24 protein-coding genes and 2 pseudogenes are annotated in these 20,300 nt (G+C 45.2%); 16 read left to right on the forward strand and 10 right to left on the reverse strand.

What is annotated here, in order from left to right:
* Positions 1-310, forward strand: a 310-nt coding sequence (locus KTG14_RS17875) for a transposase (RefSeq protein ID WP_254178203.1), incomplete at its 5' end; no start/stop codon positions are given.
* 76 nt (positions 311-386) lie between these two features.
* Here the strand turns inward: KTG14_RS17875 and KTG14_RS15355 are convergent.
* Positions 387-1,031 (reverse strand): SDR family oxidoreductase, encoded by a 645-nt coding sequence (locus tag KTG14_RS15355; RefSeq protein ID WP_216971716.1) that lies wholly within the window; start codon positions 1,029-1,031, stop codon positions 387-389.
* A gap of 171 nt (positions 1,032-1,202) precedes the next feature.
* On the opposite strand from KTG14_RS15355, the gene KTG14_RS15360 reads away from it, so the two are divergent.
* From KTG14_RS15360 to KTG14_RS15370, 3 genes are read left to right on the forward strand one after another with little or no spacing between them, the layout of a single operon-like run.
* Positions 1,203-1,412 carry a hypothetical protein gene (locus KTG14_RS15360; protein WP_216971717.1) on the forward strand — a complete coding sequence of 70 codons (210 nt, stop codon included), beginning with the start codon at positions 1,203-1,205 and terminating at the stop codon, positions 1,410-1,412.
* Between the two features lie 12 nt (positions 1,413-1,424).
* Positions 1,425-2,435 (forward strand): S66 family peptidase, encoded by a 1,011-nt coding sequence (locus KTG14_RS15365; RefSeq protein WP_216971718.1) that lies wholly within the window; start codon positions 1,425-1,427, stop codon positions 2,433-2,435.
* A 16-nt stretch (positions 2,436-2,451) separates the two neighbouring features.
* On the forward strand, positions 2,452-2,955 hold the full coding sequence (locus KTG14_RS15370; RefSeq protein ID WP_216971719.1) for a GNAT family N-acetyltransferase: 504 nt from the start codon (positions 2,452-2,454) through the stop codon (positions 2,953-2,955).
* A 35-nt stretch (positions 2,956-2,990) separates the two neighbouring features.
* Here the strand turns inward: KTG14_RS15370 and KTG14_RS15375 are convergent, their stop codons facing one another.
* From KTG14_RS15375 to KTG14_RS15395, 5 genes are all read right to left on the reverse strand, one after another.
* Entirely contained in the window at positions 2,991-4,004 is a 1,014-nt protein-coding gene (locus tag KTG14_RS15375) for a PQQ-dependent sugar dehydrogenase (RefSeq protein ID WP_254178204.1), read from the reverse strand.
* 247 nt (positions 4,005-4,251) lie between these two features.
* On the reverse strand, positions 4,252-4,578 hold the full coding sequence (locus KTG14_RS15380; protein ID WP_216971720.1) for a hypothetical protein: 327 nt from the start codon (positions 4,576-4,578) through the stop codon (positions 4,252-4,254).
* Positions 4,579-4,596: 18 nt separating this feature from the next.
* Positions 4,597-4,809 (reverse strand): hypothetical protein, encoded by a 213-nt coding sequence (locus KTG14_RS15385; protein WP_216971721.1) that lies wholly within the window; start codon positions 4,807-4,809, stop codon positions 4,597-4,599.
* A gap of 102 nt (positions 4,810-4,911) precedes the next feature.
* On the reverse strand, positions 4,912-5,301 hold the full coding sequence (locus tag KTG14_RS15390; RefSeq protein ID WP_216971722.1) for a ribonuclease HI family protein: 390 nt from the start codon (positions 5,299-5,301) through the stop codon (positions 4,912-4,914).
* A complete protein-coding gene (locus KTG14_RS15395) occupies positions 5,298-5,993 on the reverse strand; it encodes a queuosine precursor transporter (protein WP_216971723.1) in 696 nt (231 codons plus the stop codon). The genes KTG14_RS15390 and KTG14_RS15395 overlap by 4 nt, the downstream gene beginning before the upstream one ends.
* A 142-nt stretch (positions 5,994-6,135) precedes the next feature.
* On the opposite strand from KTG14_RS15395, the gene KTG14_RS15400 reads away from it, so the two are divergent.
* From KTG14_RS15400 to KTG14_RS15410, 3 genes are all read left to right on the forward strand, one after another.
* Positions 6,136-6,333 (forward strand): zinc-finger domain-containing protein, encoded by a 198-nt coding sequence (locus KTG14_RS15400; protein WP_216971724.1) that lies wholly within the window; start codon positions 6,136-6,138, stop codon positions 6,331-6,333.
* A gap of 170 nt (positions 6,334-6,503) precedes the next feature.
* Complete coding sequence (locus KTG14_RS15405) at positions 6,504-7,730, forward strand: ATP-grasp domain-containing protein (RefSeq protein ID WP_216971725.1); 1,227 nt, start codon at positions 6,504-6,506, stop codon at positions 7,728-7,730.
* A gap of 18 nt (positions 7,731-7,748) precedes the next feature.
* On the forward strand, positions 7,749-9,713 hold the full coding sequence (locus KTG14_RS15410) for a hypothetical protein (RefSeq protein ID WP_216971726.1): 1,965 nt from the start codon (positions 7,749-7,751) through the stop codon (positions 9,711-9,713).
* 55 nt (positions 9,714-9,768) lie between these two features.
* Here KTG14_RS15410 and KTG14_RS15415 read toward each other — a convergent pair whose 3' ends face one another.
* Positions 9,769-9,975 carry a cold-shock protein gene (locus KTG14_RS15415; protein WP_112231757.1) on the reverse strand — a complete coding sequence of 69 codons (207 nt, stop codon included), beginning with the start codon at positions 9,973-9,975 and terminating at the stop codon, positions 9,769-9,771.
* A 162-nt stretch (positions 9,976-10,137) separates the two neighbouring features.
* Between KTG14_RS15415 and KTG14_RS15420 the strand changes: the two genes are divergently transcribed.
* The 4 genes from KTG14_RS15420 (at position 10,138) to KTG14_RS15435 (ending at position 14,428) form a co-directional block, all read left to right on the forward strand.
* Positions 10,138-10,773, forward strand: coding sequence for an HD domain-containing protein (locus KTG14_RS15420; RefSeq protein ID WP_216971727.1), 636 nt, complete (start codon positions 10,138-10,140; stop codon positions 10,771-10,773).
* Entirely contained in the window at positions 10,770-12,662 is a 1,893-nt protein-coding gene (locus KTG14_RS15425; RefSeq protein WP_216971728.1) for an ABC-F family ATP-binding cassette domain-containing protein, read from the forward strand. Before KTG14_RS15420 ends, KTG14_RS15425 begins: the two co-directional genes overlap by 4 nt.
* 20 nt (positions 12,663-12,682) lie before the next feature.
* A complete protein-coding gene (locus KTG14_RS15430; protein WP_216971729.1) occupies positions 12,683-13,813 on the forward strand; it encodes a conserved virulence factor C family protein in 1,131 nt (376 codons plus the stop codon).
* Positions 13,814-14,125: 312 nt separating this feature from the next.
* Positions 14,126-14,428, forward strand: a complete 303-nt coding sequence (locus KTG14_RS15435) for a hypothetical protein (RefSeq protein ID WP_216971730.1) — start codon at positions 14,126-14,128, stop codon at positions 14,426-14,428.
* Positions 14,429-14,522: 94 nt separating this feature from the next.
* On the opposite strand, the gene KTG14_RS15440 is transcribed toward KTG14_RS15435, so the two are convergent.
* Positions 14,523-15,221, reverse strand: coding sequence for a potassium channel family protein (locus tag KTG14_RS15440; protein ID WP_216971731.1), 699 nt, complete (start codon positions 15,219-15,221; stop codon positions 14,523-14,525).
* A 29-nt stretch (positions 15,222-15,250) separates the two neighbouring features.
* Positions 15,251-15,673 (reverse strand): VOC family protein, encoded by a 423-nt coding sequence (locus tag KTG14_RS15445; RefSeq protein ID WP_216971732.1) that lies wholly within the window; start codon positions 15,671-15,673, stop codon positions 15,251-15,253.
* Positions 15,674-16,219: 546 nt separating this feature from the next.
* Between KTG14_RS15445 and KTG14_RS15450 the strand changes: the two genes are divergently transcribed.
* Positions 16,220-16,933, forward strand: a complete 714-nt coding sequence (locus KTG14_RS15450; RefSeq protein WP_216971733.1) for a hypothetical protein — start codon at positions 16,220-16,222, stop codon at positions 16,931-16,933.
* Between the two features lie 31 nt (positions 16,934-16,964).
* Positions 16,965-17,186: a hypothetical protein gene (locus tag KTG14_RS15455; RefSeq protein WP_216971734.1), complete on the forward strand. Its 222-nt coding sequence runs from the start codon at positions 16,965-16,967 to the stop codon at positions 17,184-17,186.
* Between the two features lie 70 nt (positions 17,187-17,256).
* Here the strand turns inward: KTG14_RS15455 and KTG14_RS18115 are convergent.
* Positions 17,257-17,399: pseudogene (locus KTG14_RS18115) on the reverse strand (IS30 family transposase); the annotation flags it as partial.
* A gap of 556 nt (positions 17,400-17,955) precedes the next feature.
* Here KTG14_RS18115 and KTG14_RS15460 point away from each other — a divergent pair.
* From KTG14_RS15460 to KTG14_RS17880, 3 genes and pseudogenes are all read left to right on the forward strand, one after another.
* Positions 17,956-18,942 carry a HEPN domain-containing protein gene (locus tag KTG14_RS15460; protein ID WP_216971735.1) on the forward strand — a complete coding sequence of 329 codons (987 nt, stop codon included), beginning with the start codon at positions 17,956-17,958 and terminating at the stop codon, positions 18,940-18,942.
* Positions 18,943-19,014: 72 nt separating this feature from the next.
* Positions 19,015-19,353, forward strand: a complete 339-nt coding sequence (locus KTG14_RS15465; RefSeq protein WP_069575970.1) for a hypothetical protein — start codon at positions 19,015-19,017, stop codon at positions 19,351-19,353.
* 124 nt (positions 19,354-19,477) lie between these two features.
* Positions 19,478-19,906: pseudogene (locus KTG14_RS17880) on the forward strand (phage holin family protein).
* Positions 19,907-20,300: the final 394 nt, after the last annotated feature.

Below are 20,300 nucleotides of genomic sequence, written 5' to 3' on the forward strand. Positions count from 1 at the left end.
GACACAAATCTACGCGCAACGCAAAATTGACGTAGAAAGTGTGTTCGGTCATATCAAGGGCAATCGGTCGTTCCGCCGATTTCTCCTCCGGGGCTTAGAAAAAGTGCATACAGAGTTCGGGATTGTGGCATTGGCCCACAACCTCCTGAAAGTAGCCAGCATGCGCCGGCTACTTTCAGTGTCTTCACCAACAAATGAAAAACAGACGGAGAAAAAGAATTTCTTTTTCTCCGTCTGTTTTATTTTAGGGGCTTATGGGACAGCCCCTAAAAATCAACTGGAAACCCATGTATTTCTGACTCGCCAATAGCCAGTCACATACAAAATGAGTTTCTCAACAAGCTGAAGCAGGTGAAGAGAAATTCTTCACCTGCTTTTGCGTTTTATCAAATATTTTTCAAGGCGTCTTCGATTTGGCTGTCTCCTGAAGTTAGTTGGAATACTTTGTCTGTGAGATCTGTGGATTCGAGACACGCGACGATGACAGCTGCGACGTCTTCTCGCGGAATGCTGCCGACATCGAGTTTCCCGCCTGCGGCAATTTGCCCTGTTCCCGGATCGTCTATCAATAAGCCGGGCCGGACGATTGTATACGCCAAGCTGCTCGATTGCAAGATGCGATCGGCGTGGTGTTTGGCGATATAGTACGGCGTCATTTCCTTGGTCCAATGGGAGCGGTCATCGGCATGGATGGCGCTGACCATGATGAAGCGATTGATGCCGGCTAATTCTGCGGCTTCAACCGCTTTTGCCGCGCCGTCCAAATCGACAGTCATCGTTTTGTCTGCACCGGTCGAAGCGCCGCTGCCAGCAGTGAAGACCACTGCATCGCAGTCAGCCATCGCTTTTTGCAGTTCTTCCACGCTTCCTTCGAGGCTTGCCACAACGGTTTCCGCTTTTAGCTCTTCAAAAAACGGGCGCTGCTCGGCTTTCCGGATCATCGCTTTCACAGTGTGCTCTGGATGTTTCGCAAGCTGGCGCACCAAGTGCTGTCCGATCTTGCCGTTTGCTCCGATTACGAGTGTTTTCATTTCAATTTCCTCCTTAAAATATGGCTACCTACACCCTATACCCGAAAAATCGGGCTATAGCCAAAATATAGGATATGATGCAAAAAACTAGCATGTTTTCTTGATACTGTTTTTAGTATACTTATAAAAGTGAAATAATTTAAAAATGTTAGATTATAGGGGTGTATATATATGAGCAAACAATACGAAGAAAATGACCTGTCCATACAGCAACGCAATTTGAAAGAAACACCGCCGGATTTTTCACAGTTCAAAGGCAAGCGTCTCGATAAGCAGCCGAATCTCTTGGTGGACGGATTGGTCCATGTCGTGTTGACCGGTTTTGGGGCTGCTTTACTGATGGGCATCGTTTATGTACTGTTCAACTACATCAATTGGTAAGGAGGAGAGACGATGATCCGTTATCCCGATCGACCGTTAAAAACCATCGGCGTCACTGCGCCTTCTTCAGGAGTGTCTGAAGAACTTCATCATTTGCTTGAAGGAGCGATTGCCCAATTGGAGCAGCAAGGCTTTGCTGTTAAGGCTACGCCAAACGCCTGGAGCCAAAAAGAAGCGAAGTCGTCGCCTGCAGCCATCCGCGCGAAAGAACTGATCAGCATTTGGCGGGACTCCACAGTCGACGCGATCATCCCGCCGTGGGGTGGGGAGCTATTATTGGAAGTGTTGGAACATGTGGATTTCCAGAAGTTCACGCCGAAATGGCTTCTTGGGTATTCGGATGTCAGCTTGCTGTCATTGGCAATCACTTTGAATACCGGGATTGCGACAGCACATGGCACCAATATCGTCGACTTGCGCGGCAGTGAAACCGATCCGACCACTGCGCGCTGGGTCGATGTGCTGTCTTCGACGAAAGGCATGGTCCTTAAGCAAGTTTCGTCAGACCATTACCAGAAAAATTGGGACCATGACAAGCCGACATCTCACGTCTTCAAATTGACCGAGCCGACCATTTGGAAAACTGTATCAGGACACGCGGAACGACTGGAAGGCCGTCTTCTCGGCGGATGCATCGATGTGATCCGCCACTTGATCGGTACGCCATATGGTGATGTGGGCGCCTTCCGGAAGAAATTCATTACGAGTGAACCAGTCGTCTGGTTTTTCGAAAACTGTGAAATGAATACACCAGATTTAAAGCGCAGTTTATTGCAGATGAAATATGCAGGCTGGTTCGATAATTGTTCAGGCATCATCTTCGGCAGAAGCGAAGCGAACGATGCTGTGCAAGGTTATACCGCAGAAATGGTGTATCAGGAACTGGCGGGACAATTAAAAGTCCCCATCGTTTATGATGCCGATATCGGCCATCAGCCGCCGCAAGTGACTCTGGTAAATGGGGTGCACGCGATTTTCCACGTTGACGATGGAAAAGGGCGTGTCGTCCAAGAATTCCGTTAAAGAAAGGATGAATGCCATGGACTATCGTCGATTAACACAAGATGATGCTGAACAGTACCGAAAACTTCGATTGACAGCATTGCAGACAGATGCCGATGCGTTTTCGACTGATTTTAATGAAGCAAGCCAAAGGCCGGTAAGTGCGACAGCTAAAAATCTTGCCAATCCTTCAGCCGTGACATTCGGCGCGTACAAAGAAGGCCGTTTGCTCGTGATGATGACATTGCTCAGATTGTCAGGGAAGAAGACCAGCCACAGAGCCGAAGTGCTTGCCGTATATGCAGCGGAAGAAACAAGAGGGACAGGGCTTGCGCCAAAACTTTTAGATCATTTGTTGGCGTATGCGAGAGAATGCGATGGGCTCGAGCAGCTCGAACTGGCCGTCAATTCCGCAAATCCGCGCGCCATCCGTTTTTACGAACGATCCGGCTTTCAGCGCATCGGCATCACACCGAATGCCCAAAAGGCAGAAGGCCGTTATATCGATGAATTGCTGATGGTGCTGAAGCTGCAAAAATGAAATAAAAAAAGCGGAGACCTCGGTCTCTGCTTTTTTTATTGCTCATTCAGAATATACAGTTTGTCGTCGCCTTCTGTCGGTGTGCCGCGGCCGTCGGTATTATTCGTAATGAAATACAAATCGTCACCGTCTGAATAGACGTCGCGGATGCGGCCATATCCTTCGATGGAATCAGTGATTTCTGCCGATTCAGGATCCAGCACTTTGATCGCCGTCCCGCGAAGCGCTGCGATATACAGTGCACCATCGTGAAAATCGATTCCGCTCGGCGCCCACGTATCATCGGCGCCGCTAGTTGCTAGAGGTGCTTCTAAGCCATCCGCCGTTTCTTCCCCTTCAATATCGGGCCAGCCATAATTGGCATCCTGTTCGATGACGTTGATTTCGTCGTTAGCGGATTGGCCATGTTCTGCGGCATACATCGTCTCCTCATCCCACGCCAAACCTTGTGGGTTGCGATGGCCGAGTGAGTAAATTTCAAATTCATCGAATTCATTGAGGCGGAGAATTTTCCCGTTGACTGAAGCAGGGTCCTGCGCGAGGTCCGGTTCGGATGCGTCTCCGATGGTCGCATAAAGCGTTCCGTCTTCACTGAATTCTAACCTGCCGCCGTGATGGACCTTGCCTGTCGGAATGCCTGACAAGAGTACGGCCGTTTCGGACCAACTGCCGCCGTCTAAACGGAATTCCGCAATTTTATTATAAGAATTGCCATTGTCTTCATAAACATAATAGCCGTAAGCTTCCTGTGAGTCATCAAAATCCGGCTTCAGCACGAATCCGAGAAATCCGGCTTCGGAAGCCGAGGACAAAGGCGAAGAGAAATCGACATCCTGGCGTTCCAACTTTCCTTCGGCATCGATATAAGCGACTGTGCCTGGACGTTCGGATATATAGAAAGCGTCTCCTTGCTTATTGATTGACCAAGGGGCTTCAAGGTCTGTGGCGATGACATCTGCAGGTGCGGTCGCTTCATCGGGATTCGCCGGCCCATTGCTGCATCCGGCAAGAGCTGCTGCGAGAATTCCGAAAAAAAGCCATTTTTTCAACTTGAAAACCTCCTTTTTATTCATCATAATCGAAGCAGGAAGCGATGGGAAATGAAATACAGCGAGGAGGACAAAAAATGCCGCTGCTAAAAGACGTCAAAGAACAAGAAGAGCTGCGCAAAAAACGCAATTTGGTGCGCATCATCACGTGGATCAGCATCGCAGTCGTGCTATTCATCCTGTGGTATGTCATTTAAATGTATAGGAAAACGCGAAGCCCAGGACTTGGGCTCCGCGTTTTTTTTAGTTATGCATTTGTCTTTTGTTGCGGTTTAGCAATAATCCATTCGACGATGACGAACACTGCCACAAGGACGATCATCAAATTGACCAGCCCGGCGTCCAAATACTTATCGCGGAAAATGATGGCGACCGTCAAAACGTAAAAGACGGCCTGTGTCACTTTTGCTGCGGGCGGTACTTTGTTTTTTGGATAGCGCAGCCGACCGAGCTGGAACGCCAGAAAAGCGAACAGCAGAACCAGGTATTGTGGCCAAGTGAAACTATCGGTGACTAGATTATTCATCAGTGCGTAAACGATTAATGGAATGAGATACAATAAAAGCGTTTTCAAGGGAGATCCTCATTTCTGCTATTTTTTGCGGGGAGTGCTATTTTGCCGTTCTTTCAACAGCTGGAGCAAATTGTAGACGGCGAAAGCGAGTGCGAGCCCGACGATGATCACCGATAATAACGGATAAAGCGATACGCCGTTTTGCATGATGTCCACGATGCGTGCGTAGATGATGAATGGGCCGATCAGAATGATGAAAATATCGAGTGCGGTTCCTAGTTTCGATCTCATATATAGCCTCCAGTAAATCAGTATGACACCATCATATCAGAATCGCCTGTACCTGGCATGCCCAAAGTAAAAAGCAACCGCTCAGTTGAACGGCTGCTTTCTTTATTTATGTTCTTTGAGTTTGTCGTTGGCAAGTGTATGGGCCGCCTTGTTTTGGGAATCCGGAATCCATTTGATGAAGCAATAGTCGAATCCGTCCGCAATCAACAAGCATTCCTCAAGCAGCTTTTTATAGACCGGATTTTTCACAAAGCGTTTTTCGAAAGCATCGACAACGAGTTTTGAATCTGATTTGATGGACACCATGCCGGTCGCGAGCGGGCGAGCGAGCTCAAGCCCTTTTAATAGCGCCGTGAATTCGGCTTGATGATTATCCATTTCGCCGACGTATTCACTCCATTTGATGGAATGTCCTTCGCCTCTCAAAAACACGCCGACCGCGCTGACTTTGGCGCTTCCGGCAGTCGATGCATCTACGAATAATTCGATCATCGTGCGGCCTCCTTTTCATCGAATGGCGTGATTTTTTTCGCTATATATCCAAATGGTGTATCAAGCACCGATACGATGAATTTCAAAACATAGGTCGAAATAAAGATTTGGATCCAGACGTCAAAAGGAAAGACGCCGAAAAATGCGATCGAGGTGAAGATCAAGGTATCGATTAATTGGCTAAGCAAGGTCGAGCCGTTATTGCGGATCCAAAACTGGCTGTCTTTTGGAAAGACTTTACGCAAGGCCGAAAAGACGATGACGTCGATATGCTGCGCAAGCAGGTAGGCAACCATACTGGCAATGGCGATCTGCGGCACCAATCCAAACACCGTTTGGAGTGCTTCATGCGCAAAATCACTGTCTGCTGGAATGAACTGAAGTCCGAATTGCATCGTGATGACCATGATCAGTAATGATGAGAATCCGAGCCATACTGCTTTTTTCGCTTCTTTTCTGCCATACTTTTCGTTGAGGATATCGGTTGCCAGAAAAGTCGAGGCATACAAGCTATTGCCGAGCGTCGCGGTCAAACCGATGATTTCAATTGTTTTTGTCACTTGAATATTCGCCAAGATCGTGGCGAATGCGACCCAAGCGAAAAGCCCGGTTTTGCCGAATACTTTATACATGATGAGCAATAACACAAAATTGAACAGGGCGAAGCCGAGCCCTAAAAATTCATTAAACAAACTGCTTCCTCCTTAGTTTTGGTAGAGCGGGAAGTTTCGAACCGCTGAAGGACGAAAATGTCCCAAGCCAGTATACCGATTGTTGCAGAAAAAAACAAATTCATAGTAGAATAATAGAATGACATTTTGCGGAGGGACCCGAATGAAAAAAGTATCCATCATCAACGAAATAGATGAAATACTCAATACCTATTGTGAAGGCTGCTTCGTCAAAGCCCAACTCCGCAAGGATGAAGGAAAAACAGCAGCGCATCGCTTTTGCATCAGTGAATGTACAGTCGGTACCCAATTGCAGTTTTTGGGTCAAGAGCTGAATAAAATTGGAACTGACAAAAAATAAAATTGTCAATCCGTGTGCAGAAATAGTCATTTTTGCGCACGGATTTTTTTGATTCTGCTCCATTATTTTCTTGCTAAATCCTGGAGGAATTCCATGCTTTAGTTTAACTCGGTTTGATTAGGTAATAATAAACTGTATAATAAAAATATTGAAACGAAAGGAGCAGATGTATGACTGATACAAACACGAACCAAAAAAAGACAGCTATTCTAGGCTGGAGCATTCCAGCAATTGAAGCGATGGACAAATTGAAACGTCCTTATGTAGTGGTGGGGCCACCAGATTTCATCAGCTTTGCAAAAGAACATGATATCCCGTTTATCCCTTGGGATTTTGATCGCTTGAATGAAGGTTCAGACCATCTATATGAGAAGTTGAGAGACATGGGCGTCAAGCTTTCCGTGCCGATTTACGAAGAGACGGTGGAATGGGCAGGTGTCTTGAATGCTAGGTTCTTTGACGATCCTCGTGTGTTCAACCGTTCACTCTTGCTCCGCGATAAAGGACTGATGAAACGTAAAGCGCAAATGTCGGGAATCAAAGTCGGTGTATTTGAAGAGGCTTATTCGAAAGACGACATTCACCGCTTCTTGAAACGCGTCAATGATGCATTGATCAAAATTGACGGAGACACCAATGACCCGATCCATATCAAACCGTTGAACAAGGCAGGCACAGTCGGGCATATGATGATCCAGGATGCCAACGACATCGATAAAATCGAAGTCCAGGAATTCCCTTATTTAATGGAAAGTCATTTGGACGGTCAGGAATTTTCTTGTGAAGTGTTCGTCCACGATGGGGAAATTAAATTCCTCAATATAACGGAATACGTCAAACTCGGGCATTCCAATTTTGTACCGGCTTCACCGGCTCTTGAAGAATGGCGTCCTCAAATTAAAGAACAGATTCAAAAGTTGATTGATTCATTCGAAATCAAATACGGTGTCATTCACCCGGAATATTTTATTTCCCATGATGGGACATTGAACTTCGGGGAAGTGGCAGCGCGCGTCCCTGGCGGACATATTTTCGATTTGATCGAACGTGCATATGGATTCAACGCTTTCCAAGCGCAAATCTTGTGCAGCGATCCCGATACAACTGCGGAAGAACTTGATGAGTTTTTCCCTGAAGAAGTTACTTCGGCGACAGGGTATGCTGGAAGTTTAATGGTTTACCCGCGGGTAAGACTGATTGAAAAATTGGACGTCCCAGGGGAATTGAAAACCGATTCCTATTTTGAAAAGCACGATTTGTTCATACCGGTCACATCCAAAGTGGCGGAACGTGTCGGATTCGGAAATCATTACGGGACATTGTTCTTTTTTGGGGACAATAGCGACCGCATGGAAGAGCTGCTGAAAACTTACGAGAATTATGATTTTTATCATTAAAAATTTGGGGGTATACCAATGGCGACTGAAGCATCTACTTTAAAAGAAAAATTTGGGCAAGCCCTCCGTACGCTAGAAGAGGCAAAGCCGTTTGCGAAAAGCATGTACCAAACGGAAGTTTTCCAGCTGGCTACGGAGCTTGCTGGAACTGATGAAGGATTGGAGATGCTTTACGAGTACGCGTCGGATTTCGATAAGGCCGGAGTGTTCAACGGTGGCCCTTGGACAGAAGCGGAAAATCTGGAACCCGCATTTGTCGGTGGCTCACTTCATGTGAAGGGCTTGAATTCAGTTGTGGAATTGATGAGCGAATTGCGCATGCTGTCAATTTCGGAGGGCCAATATACCCACGAAAAAGTGTCGCCTGAAGAAGCCTCCGCATTTTTAAACGAGGTTTTGGCCTTGAATTTGGATCTGTTGTTCCCAGCAGAGACAGAAGAAGCGCGTGTAGAAGGCGGAGGCGCCCATTTAGAGCGCGGAGAACGGTTATTCCGTTTCCTTGGAGGCAAGCTTTCTTATCAAGCGGTAGCGCACAAGCTCGTCGAAGAAATCGAGCGGCTGACGGTTCAGCGGCCAATCATGGTTGACCGAATTGTTTCCATGATTGATGCAGCAACCCAAATGGTCAGTGAAGAAATCGAAGATACGACGAGGGAAACATTGCATTATTTCGAAAAAGCAGTTACGGCCCCTACCGCATTAAGCGAACAGGAGCCTGATTTAAAGGCCTACCGTAAAAAGTTAGCAGAATCAGATGCGGAAACCTTGCAGCATGAAGCGCATCAATACGCAGAATCCATGAACAAGACCGGATTGGTCGCTCCGATTGCCGCTATTTACCTGCGCTATATCAATAGAAGCAATCCGGATTTGATTCCTGAATTTTTGGATCTATCCGAAATGGGAAGAGCCAGTTTCAATGCCAACCAAGCATTGGTCCAGGATATGGTCCAGTTTGCTATTTATCCTCAAACCAGCCGTGTCATCTATGGACTATCGCGCATGCTCGACCGCGGTGTCTTGACGCAGGAGCCGCTAATCCCCGGTATTCGCAGGCTGTTTGATATCGACATTCGACCGGAAGTGAAGAAACGCATTCTGCGCCCTGAATTCCGCAAAGGCGGTCTCACAGGCAATGGTGTACTGATTGGCGGCGTCATATCGGTTCTCGGACAACCGCTCGGAATCGGGCAAGGCTTGAATCCGACTTGCCAATCGGCTCGTGCCATCAGTTTATGGTCTCAACACGGAATTTCGCAGTTGTTGGATTATGTTGCGAGAGCGGTTCGAGAAAACGACATAGACATGATTTTTGAAGGGGAGGAAATCCACTCTAATGTCATTGAAGACGGCGTAGCGGCAGAGATCCATCATGAACTCGATCCTGTCTCCAGCGTCCTCGTGCCGCATCTCGATAAAATCTACAACGAAATGATGAAGAAAACCTTCCTGCGTGGGGAAGACGGCCATAAATGGGTCAATCCTGAATTTTACGGCGAATGGATACCGCGGGGCTTTGCGAATATCATCGATCCACTCACCGGTTTTGTGACGGATTATGATGCATTCGTCCGCCTGTTCTACGCGACGCACCATCCGGATTATAATGAAGGATATGAAATGATCTATCCGAATCCAGTCGGTATTTACATCACCAATGTGCATGGCAAACTGCTCGGGCTTCATGCAGTATCCATACAACGCGTTGCTGAGGATCCATATGATGAATACCGGATCTATTTCTATAACCCGAACAATGACAGTGGCCAAAATTGGGGCCAGGGGATAGAGACCAGCGTGTCAGGACATGGTGAACTGGAAGGAGAGTCATCCTTGCCGTTCCATCAGTTCGTTGCACGGATGTACGCATTCCATTACAATCCTTATGAACAAGGCGATACGTATATGGTAGAAGAAAGTGACGTCGACCAAGTCGAAAAATTAGCCCGTGAAAGCTGGGGCCAGACTTATACATGGTCGTGAATCCATAAAAAAGAAGACCCAGGAAAAATTCCTGGGTCTTTTGCTATTTCAATTTTTACGGTTGGTCCTGCGCAACGTTTGCTGCTTGTGGCCCGCGATTGCCATCGATGATATCGAACGAGACGGCTGCGCCTTCTTGCAGCGATCGGAAACCATCACCTTGGATGCCGGTAAAATGGACGAAAACATCATCACCGTTGTCACATTCAATAAAGCCATAGCCTTTTTCTGAATTGAACCATTTCACAATTCCGTGGTGCATGGACCTTCCCCCTAATATTCAGATTGTCGAACCCTCAGCCGTAAAGCCAATGGATGGCTTAACTATACATGATGGTGCATATAAGGTCAATACGGCGATGGGGCGCCGTTTCGACCCGTTTCACGTTATAATGGGAACAGAACACCTTAAAGGAGAGAATCCATGAATCCCCAAGTAATAGCGGACTGCCGCATGAAAGTAAAAATCATCTATGAACAGTTTGATGCGAGCCACGATTGGCAGCACATCGAGCGGGTGCTGGAAAACGCTCGCCATATCGGGCAAGCAGAAGGCGGCCACCAAGCGATAATCGAGCTTGCCGTGCTATTGCATGACGTCTCTGATCCGAAATACAAAAAACCAGGAGAAGATCCGGAACAAGAAATCCTTCAGAAGCTCGAGTTGACAGATACCGAGCGCGGCGAGATTCGCTCGATCATCCGGACCGTTTCCTTTAAAGGTGGAACGAATGATGAGCCAGAAACGCTTGAAGGCAGAATCGTCCGTGATGCCGACCGGCTTGATGCCATCGGCGCGATCGGCATCGCTAGAACTTTTGCTTATGGCGGGGCAAAAGGCCGTAAATTGTATGACCGAGACGAACAAGCACGCACCCAAATGACCGAAAGTGAATACCGGAGCGGCGATACGAGCAGCGTGACGCATTTTTATGAAAAACTTTTGCTGTTAAAAGAGCTCATGGTGACCGATAGCGGAAAGCAAATGGCTGAAGAACGCCACCGATTTATGCTATCCTTTCTAGAGCAACTACAAAACGAAACGGATGGGAAAAAATGAGCCACTTACACGTAACAAACTTAAGCAAATCAGTGGGGGTCAAAACCCTCTTCACCAATGTTGAATTTTCGCTGTACCCGGGAGAACGCGCCGGCTTGATCGGCGTCAACGGCACCGGCAAGTCGACCCTTTTGTCGATTTTAGCAGGAGATCTTGAATCCGACACGATGGAAATGGACCATCCGAAAAAATACCGGATTACTTATTTGATGCAGGAGCCTGAGTTCGATGAATCATTGACTGTTCTTGAGACTGTCTTCTCCGGCGACTCGCCGTTGCTTGCGCTCAATCGTTCGTATGAAAAAGCGCTGCAGAACATGATCGCCGACTCCGGATCTGAGCAATTGCAAGAAGAATTGATGAAAATCCAGGAAGGCATGGAACGTGAAAATGCCTGGGACATCAACGCTTTGGCCAAAACGGCGTTGACCAAGCTTGGCATCGATATGTACGATCAGCAAATCAGCGAATTGTCCGGCGGCCAGCGCAAACGAGTAGCGCTCGCGAAAGCCTTGATCGAACCGGCCGACTTGATTCTCTTGGATGAGCCGACCAACCATTTGGACGCAGGCTCTACTGAATGGCTGCAGGAAACGCTTCTGCGCATGAACAGCGCCATGCTGTTCGTGACGCATGACCGTTACTTCCTCGATGCCGTCTCGACGCATATCTTTGAGCTGGCGGATCAGACGATGTACACACACAAAGGAAACTACGGCGATTACCTGGAAGCGAGAGCCGTAAGAGAAGAAATGGCCGAAGCTACAAAACAGAAGATGCACAACCGTTTCCGCTCGGAGCTGAAATGGATCCGCCGCGGCGCGAAAGCCCGCAGCACGAAACAAAAAGCACGCATCCAGCGTTTTGACCAGTTATCGGAAGACCTTCAATCAACGTCGGATAACACGAGCCTTGAATTGTCGATGCAAAGCCAACGACTCGGCAAGAAAATCATTGAAGGGGAAAATTTGGCCGTTTCTTACGGCGATCGCGAGATTTTCCATTCCTTCGACTTTCTATTACAAGGCGGCGATCGCATCGGCATCGTCGGCCCGAACGGCGCAGGCAAATCGACATTGATGAAATTAATCGCCGGCGACTTGGAAGCGACAAGCGGCACACTGGACTACGGCAGCACCGTCAAGATCGCACATTTCACACAGCGCTTGCCGGAAATGGACGAATCCCAGCGCATGATCGAATATATCCAGGAAGTCTCGAGCGATTTTGAAGCGGAAAAAGGCGTACGTCTGTCTGCGACTCAAATGCTCGAACGATTCCTGTTTCCGTCGAATGCTCACGGCACCTTGATCGGCAAATTGTCAGGAGGCGAGCGCAAGCGCTTGTACTTGCTGAAATTGTTGATGGAAAAACCGAATATTTTGATGCTGGATGAGCCGACGAATGATTTGGATATCCAAACTTTATCCGTCCTAGAAGACTTTTTGGAGAATTTCCCGGGGGTCGTCTTAACCATTTCCCACGACCGCTTTTTCCTTGACCGGATCGCCAAAAAGCTATGGACGCTTGGCAGCGGAACGATCGACGAATACCAAGGACTCTATACGGACTGGCTGAAAGAAAAAAAGCCGGTAGTTGAGCCGCAAGCTGTTACTGCGGCAAATGATACAACGGCTGCAGACTCTGCACTGCAGGCACCCGAAAAAAAGAAGAAGATGAGTTTCCTCGAGAAAAAAGAGTATGATGGCATATTGGATGAAATTGCGGAAGTGGAAGAGAAAATCGAACAGACCGAAGCCCAAATGTCCAAGGCCGGCTCTGATTTTGATAAATTGCAGGAATTGACCGACCAAATCGATGCTTATACCGCCCGATACGATGAATTGATTGAACGGTGGAGCTATTTGCAGGAACTGGCAGAAGCGTAATTTATACAGGAGGGGTTATCTTGAAAATACTAGCGATTGAACCGACACCAAGCCCGAATACGATGAAAGTAATCATCGACCAGGAATTGCCGTTCGGGAAAAGCCATAATTACAAGAAAGACCAGCTTGAAGGAGCACCGAAAGAAGTGCAGGAAATCATGGCAATTGATGGCGTCAAAGGCGTCTATCATGTCGCGGATTTCCTTGCAGTCGAACGCAACGCGAAATCCGACTGGGAAGGCATTCTTGCGGATGTGCGCCGCGTCTTCGGCGAAGGCAATGGCTCCGAGGAAGAACTCGAGATCGATGAGCATTTCGGCGAAGTGTATGTTCATGTCCAGGAATTCAAAGGTATTCCGTTGCAAGTAAAAGTGTTCGATTCGCAATCGGAAGAGCGCTTTGCGATGCCGGAACGTTTTGTGCAGGCGATGAACAAAGTCATGGATCCAACCGATGAAAACTTCATTTTCCAGCGCAAATGGGCAGATTACGGCGTCCGCTACGGCGAGAAAGCAGAAATTGGCCAAAGCATCGTCGAAGAAATCGAAGCGGCTTACCCTGACGATCGCCTCGAATCCTTGACGAGCAAAACCGAATCGAATGAAGCGGCTGGCAAAATCAATAAACGCAGAGTGTCGCTGGAAGAATTCGACGCACCGGATTGGGAGACGCGCTTCCAATTGCTCGGCCAACTCGTCGAAGCAGATCTTGAGGATTTGCCGCTATTAGGCAAGGCATTGGAAGATGACAAGATGTCGATCCGCCGCCAAGCAGCCATCTACCTCGGCGACATCGATGACGAAGCGGTCGTTCCTTACGCAGAACAGGCGATGAGAGACAAATCATGGGCAGTCCGCCGCACAGCAGGCGACACCATCAGCGACCTTGGTTTCGAAGCGTTCGAACCGATCATGATCGAAACCTTGAAAGACAAGAACAAGCTCGTGCGCTGGCGTGCTGCGATGTTCTTGTATGAAACGGGGACAGAACGAGCGCTTCCGGCACTTAAGGAAGCGGAAAATGATCCTGAGTTCGAAGTGAAGCTCCAGATCAAGATGGCGATCGCCCGCATCGAACAAGGCGAAGAAGCGCGCGGTTCGGTATGGAAGCAAATGACCGAAGCCCGCCAGACGATGAAAGACAATAAGTGATTTAGACTCACAAGAAATTTATAAGCCTGTTTTCCGAAGCTTACCGCTCGCTTTCCGTGGGCTCGCGTCCAAGCCTCCTCAGTCGCTCTGCGCCTTGCGGGGTCTCGGCCGTCTCGCTGATCCACAGGAGTCGAGCGGACGCTTCTACAAACACTAAAATATTTCATTGATTGTTTTTGTTAAGGCTTCTGCTTTCTATGAATTCTTGAATGTGTCAGCGTTGTATCAATACACTAAGCGTGAAAGAAATGTTTCCCGCCTGCTTCCTTGAGGTAAAGAGCAATACGACGCTTTACTTGGAGGAGAGAGAATATGGCTGAAAAACAAGTGTATTCAATAGAAGTCCTATGCCGCGGCAAATACGAATCGTGGGAATTTGAAAAAGAAGAAGAGCGCGACAGGTTCTATGAGTCAGTGAAGAAAAAATTCGCTGATCATGCGTTCGAACAAGAACCGACAGATGTGGAAGATACGGAAATTCTGCAGCTGAGCGCCAATTCCATGCATATCGACGATGAAGGCGAAGTGGACCAGAAAATGCGCTATGACTGGTTCCATTACGATAGTTTCGGGGATATGCTGTCGTATATCAACGGACAATATAAGAACAAATAAGAAATGAATACGAATAAAAAAAGTCGGTCGCTTGTGGAATTCACAAGCGGCCGACTTTTTCTTATGCTTAGAGGTATAAGCTTCTAGAGGCATATCATTCCATTTTTTTCTTTAGATAGTTCTGGATGAGCTGGTGGTCTTCTGCAGTCAGTTTTTCGATTTTTTTGATCGAATTGACGATATCGAGCACGTGGTCTTCTTCCATTGCTCGCCTGCGGGAGGCGAAATAGGCAGAAATGGCGCTGGTAAACGTTCCGATAATACCAATTCCGACAAACATCAAAATAGCTGCCAGCAAGCGCCCGACACCGGTTTCTGGGGTGATATCGCCATATCCGACAGTCGTAATCGTCACGATCGCCCACCAGATGGCATCGGTGTAATTAACGATTTGGGGTTCGATTAGGATCATTGGGATTGGCACGAGAAAAATCAAAATGACCGCGAAAATCAGCAGCTTTTCCAAGCCATTCGTTTTTAAGACGGCATACACAGGCCTTAAAAAGCGGGGGAGGATGCCCCATAATTTCAACATCCGGAAAAACATGAAAAAGCGCGCCGCCTGATAAATCGCATCCAGCGGAATAATGGCGATTAATTCGAGCGGATGCGATTTAATAAAATACCATTTGCGTTCAGCGGCAAAAAAGCGGATGAAATAATCAACGAAGAAAATCCCCCAGATGATCCAATGAACCAAGGTGAAACGTTCATTGGAAACGAGCGCAATGATGACGGAAACGATTACCAGCACGAACAGAAAAGACTCATAAAATAAATTGCGTAATTTCATGTTAATCCCCCTTTAATTTAAAACAGGAATTATTCCACTTCTCCCCATGCAGGATTCCAGACAACTTCCCACAAATGGCCGTCTGGGTCTTGGAAATGGCCAGAGTAGCCGCCCCAAAAGGTATAGTGAGCCGGATCAGTTATAATGGCTCCAGCTTGTTCAGCCTGGGCAATTACCGCATCGACTTCGGCTTTGCTGTTGACGTTATGGCCGAGCGTGAATTCTGTAGGACTTGGCGGGCCCATCGATACTTTCGTTTCGTGGGCGATGTCTTGGCGTTTCCAAATGGCGAGTTTCAGCCCTGGCTGTAGATCGAAAAAGGCCACGGCTCCGTTATCGAACTCTTCCCCGACAATTCCTTCTGTCGGTAAGCCCAAGCCGTCCCGGTGAAATTCTAGCGCTCGCTCAAGATCGTCCACACCGATGGTAATGACAGAGATTCTTGGTTTCATACGATTCACTTCCTTTTCAGCTTCAGTTTACCAGAAGCTTTGGATGTGATTATAAGATTTTGAGAATTATTTTGGGAGCTATAGACAGTGATGAGAAGTTGGAGTTTGTAGGCAAATGAAAAGATTAGAATCGATATGTAGTGTTGAGTAGAAGTAAAAAACTTAAAGAAGCAGGAGAACTGTTACTGGTGACAAAGCCGAATTTCAAGAATGTAGTGATTGATAAAAATCCAGAGATTTTGTTACAGGAAAATAGTAAGCTATTTTATACGACGCTTAAGAAATTCTAAAGCACAACATCGAAGTCGTTATGCAGATTAATTGCTGTGTAAAAAGACAGAGGTCAGAGGAGACAATGAGTGTACAATAAATTGAGATTTGGGAGACAAAAATACTTGAATTGGATATAATGAAATTACTAGAACAATGTGTCATGAGCACCTTAGATAGGCGTGCAAGATTTGCTGCCTGATTGCACAATAGAAACGAAAATCAATACGACCAATGTAAAAGTGGTTCGGTTGCTCTTTGAAGAGGGGGAGGATTTTGAGCACTAGCAAACAAAATAGTATGATTTTATGGATAGTGATTGTTATTTTATTTTCAGTAATCTTTATTCTTATAACAGGAATGTTAAACGGAAGTTTTTACTTTGAATATAATGATGAGCTTATCGGAGCGATAGGAACTTTTGCAGGTGCACTTGTTGGTGCTACTTTAGCTGGGGGATTCACTCTATATTCCGTGCAAAAGCAAATAAGAAACGGAGAAACAAACACAAGAATAAACGAGCTTAATTCACACTTAAGAGTAAGTACGGACTATATAGCTAAGGTATATTTAATTGTGAATAGGGGGGATTTAATAAAGTCTGAAATTGATGATGATATAGCTAACGCGGAGGGAACGTATTTCAGACCAAAGACAATGTCCGCCATTAATAACTACATTCAAGAATTAAATGATTCAGCATTAGAGTTAAGTACGTTGAATTACTATTCCGTTCCATACGATTACTACAAAGTTTATGTAGATTCTATAAAAGTAATTGAAATATTAAAGGAGATTACTCCTACTTTAAAAGGAGAGTTAAGAACTACTTCAATACATAGAATTGATAACGCTGAATACTATAAATTATTTTTAGAAAATCATGATCGGTTAATATTTTCATTAAGTGTCATTCTTGATCTTAAAAAAAATGAAGAAATGGAATTAATTAGACTAAGGGAAGAGAAAATTAATTCTCTAATAAAATAGAGAAACCGTCTTTAAATAGAGAGGGAGGATTTTGAGCGCAGAAATTTCAAATGCATTATTAGTGCTATTAGGCATCATTTTAGGCGAAATCACACCTAGTGTAGGAAAATTTATAGACACGCAAATCAACCAATCATATAATCTTAAAGAAAAACACGAGTCTATCATCCGCACTTTGTTAAATGACTACTTTCCGGAAAGAATAACTCCTACCAGTCAACTGGAGGACACAGACAGTATAACGGCTGTTTAGTGTCCTCTTTTTTGTTAGTTTGTAAAATTAAGTACAACAGTTCTTCTTCAAAGGCTTCGGTGAAGATTTTCTACTTCAGACATTTTAGTGGATGGTGATTAATCAATTGAAGAGCTTCCGTCAACTGCGCTTCACTTACATCGGCAAAATCGGTTTTCTTCAGAAAGAATTCACGTTGATGTTTTCATTGCTTCCTCGCTGCCAGGACGAATGCAGTTGCTGATGTGACTTCCAATGAATTGCATCGGCATTCAGAAAGTCCACAATAAGCTAGAGCTTTCCATCTTCAATTAGACCAAGTGTGCAAATTCAGAGCAAGGCGTTTCCCATCTATTCAAAGTCAATAAGTCTCTGATACTGCGCCGCTATCCTTCCCTAACAGGTTTTTCAGGTCAAAATGGTAAGGAAACGAATGGGTAAAGGGCTGAGTAGCACTTGAGCCACAACTCGCCACTTCTCCGAAGTCGAAATCAATCTAGCGCAAGTCAGGACGTCAGGGATCGTGCTCACTTCGTAGGAGAATGCTTGGTGGTGGAGCAGCTGGTGTACACGTGATACTCAAATTCCTAATCTTTCTGAAATCATGATGGCAATGTTGATAGCACAACGTGTAATATTGAAAAAAATGATATTAATGAAAGTCCCAGCTATGCTGCAGCCACAGGTAAAAGTGATTCTTTTGAATAGCGGTATGCGTTTCGTTTTATGGCAGAGTAGCAGGATTCTTCCTCTCTTTGTAGAATAATGGACTTAGAGAGGAAGGATGATATTGAGGGCAGAAATAGTAGCTGTAATGCATCACTTGGTTTTACCTGAAGCATTTAAAAGAAAAAAACTTTCTGTGCCGAACTTTCCTGGCATCAGATTAGAGAAAAATGGTAGTCAATTGAACTTTATTGATAGTCATATGCATGAAGAATTAGGAAGCATGCAGGTTAAAGAAATCAACTCAAGTGTTTGCTTTTTTACATCAGCAACTCTCGAGGAGAAAGACTTAAGCTTCTTTGAACGAAAATTCATAGATTATATCGCTACTTTTATTGATGCTTTATGGCTCGTTAAAGATAATTCGGTGAGTTCTGACTTTGAACTTTGTAAGTTTGGTTATGGAAAATCCCATTTTACAAGGCGGGTTTTTATTCATAGTGACTCTCATTGTGACTATAAAGACATAGACTTTAGTAAAGACGAAATAGAAGAAGCGGTTAAGTGGTTTGATTTAATGGTTAAACCAAAGAATGTGGACTCTGCTAAAATCGCTCACAGTGAAACGTCTAGTGTTCCTGATGGGATTATTAATATGGATAAAGGGTTCCCTTATGCCACAACTAACCGATTTCAACGAGCACTTAGATTTGTTTCTGTAGCAAGAAAGCAGACAGAATTACAACCAAGAATTACTTACTATATATCGGCTCTGGAGTCTCTATTGTCCACTTCTGATAGTGCGTTAACAATGCAAGTATCAGATCGGGGCGCAAGAATTTTAGGCGAGGATTATGATGAGAAAGTAAAAATCAAAAAAATCATTAGTATTGCTTATTCTTTTAGATCCAAATATATCCATGGTGCAGTAAGCACAGAAAGAAGTATGAAAAAAAGTTTGAAATTCTTAGGGAGTGTTGAAGAACTTTCAGAAGAGATGGATGACATCCTAAGACGCCTCATAAAAGTGTACTTAACAGACCTGAGTCACGTACCTCTTCTTAGCGAGGAAGACTTCTCAATTTGGATAGATGAATTGCTCTATAAATAGGCTGAAGATTAGCTTGTTTGTCGATTTCTCCTAATCTGTAGCAAGTTATTTATTGACAAGGAGATGTTGTTAGTGAAATTATCGATTGAAGAAATTACCTATTCCAGAGGCAGAACTAACCATTACACTATTTACGATGTAAAAGGAGATATCCACCTAATATTCGGTTCATATTACCGGAAAGTTGTTGGGGGACCTCTATACGAGTCAACAATGTACTTCATAAAAGATAATTCTAAATGGAACCTTGCTCGTAAAAGAATTATTCAGAATCGCGACAAGGAAACAATAGAAGAAAGGGATAACTGGATTTACTTGAGTAGTGAATTAAAAGATTTTGTAATAGATGTTGAAGAACTATATTTAGATGGTATTAGAAAAAAGTTAAATTCTGTTGAAAAAATGAATTAATATCATTAGAGCCTCCATGGCGGGTGCTCTTTTTATATCCCCAAAAAGAGAGGTAAGGGGTATTGTGATATGAGAGAGGATGAAGCATATTCTCAGATGGAAGGTCGCGGCGGCCTAGGGAATCTTGGCTACAATCACAAGCTTTGCTGTTTATCTGGCAGGCTTGATTGATGCCGCCACCGTCGTACTATTATTTTTAATGTTTTCGGATATGGTCACCGGTCTGCTTCGAGCATGGATGACGAAATCGTTGAACAGTACACTTGGGCTGACCGGACTTATAAAGAAATTTGCAGTATTCGTTGTTTTGACCATGACGGCCGACATCGAATACTTTTTTATTCAAATGAGGTAAAACACTAACGGCCTTTTAATCTTAGGGGTCGCTAGTTTCTTGGTCGTGAATGAAGGGCTATCCATTTTAGAAAACTGCGCCCAGATGGGGTCACCCATTCCGCCAGTTCTTTATAATGCGCTCGCTAAGTTGAATAGAGATACAGGCGGCAAAGAACAGCAGCTACTAAGGGATTTAGTGCTTGAGCAAATTGACTAATCCGCATTGCTCAAGGAACTTCCCCAGGTACAGCAAGAAAACGCAAACGAGATAAAAAGAAGAAAACACAATGATAGCAAAACTATTTTTTTAATTCTTGTATCAATTATCAAGGATTTGTTAGTGGAAGTAAAAAGGTAACCAATAATCTGGTGAACTTCGTCTCTGTTTTGCGTTGATCGTCGCTTAGGTTATCGGTTTCACAGGAAAACCGACCACGGATCTTGATTATGTAAATCGGTTATGAAACGGAGGTTTTCTGGCCTTACAAGTTTTAGTTTATTTGAGGTCCTGAAGCAGAGAAAAGTCTTTACTGTAGAAAAAACCAAATCCTGAAATACTAACAAAAAATCACATCTCAAACCACAAGATATGAAAGTGTAAGAATTTACGT

This window comes from Planococcus sp. CP5-4_YE, from assembly GCF_019042655.1.
In the GTDB taxonomy this organism is placed as follows: domain Bacteria; phylum Bacillota; class Bacilli; order Bacillales_A; family Planococcaceae; genus Planococcus.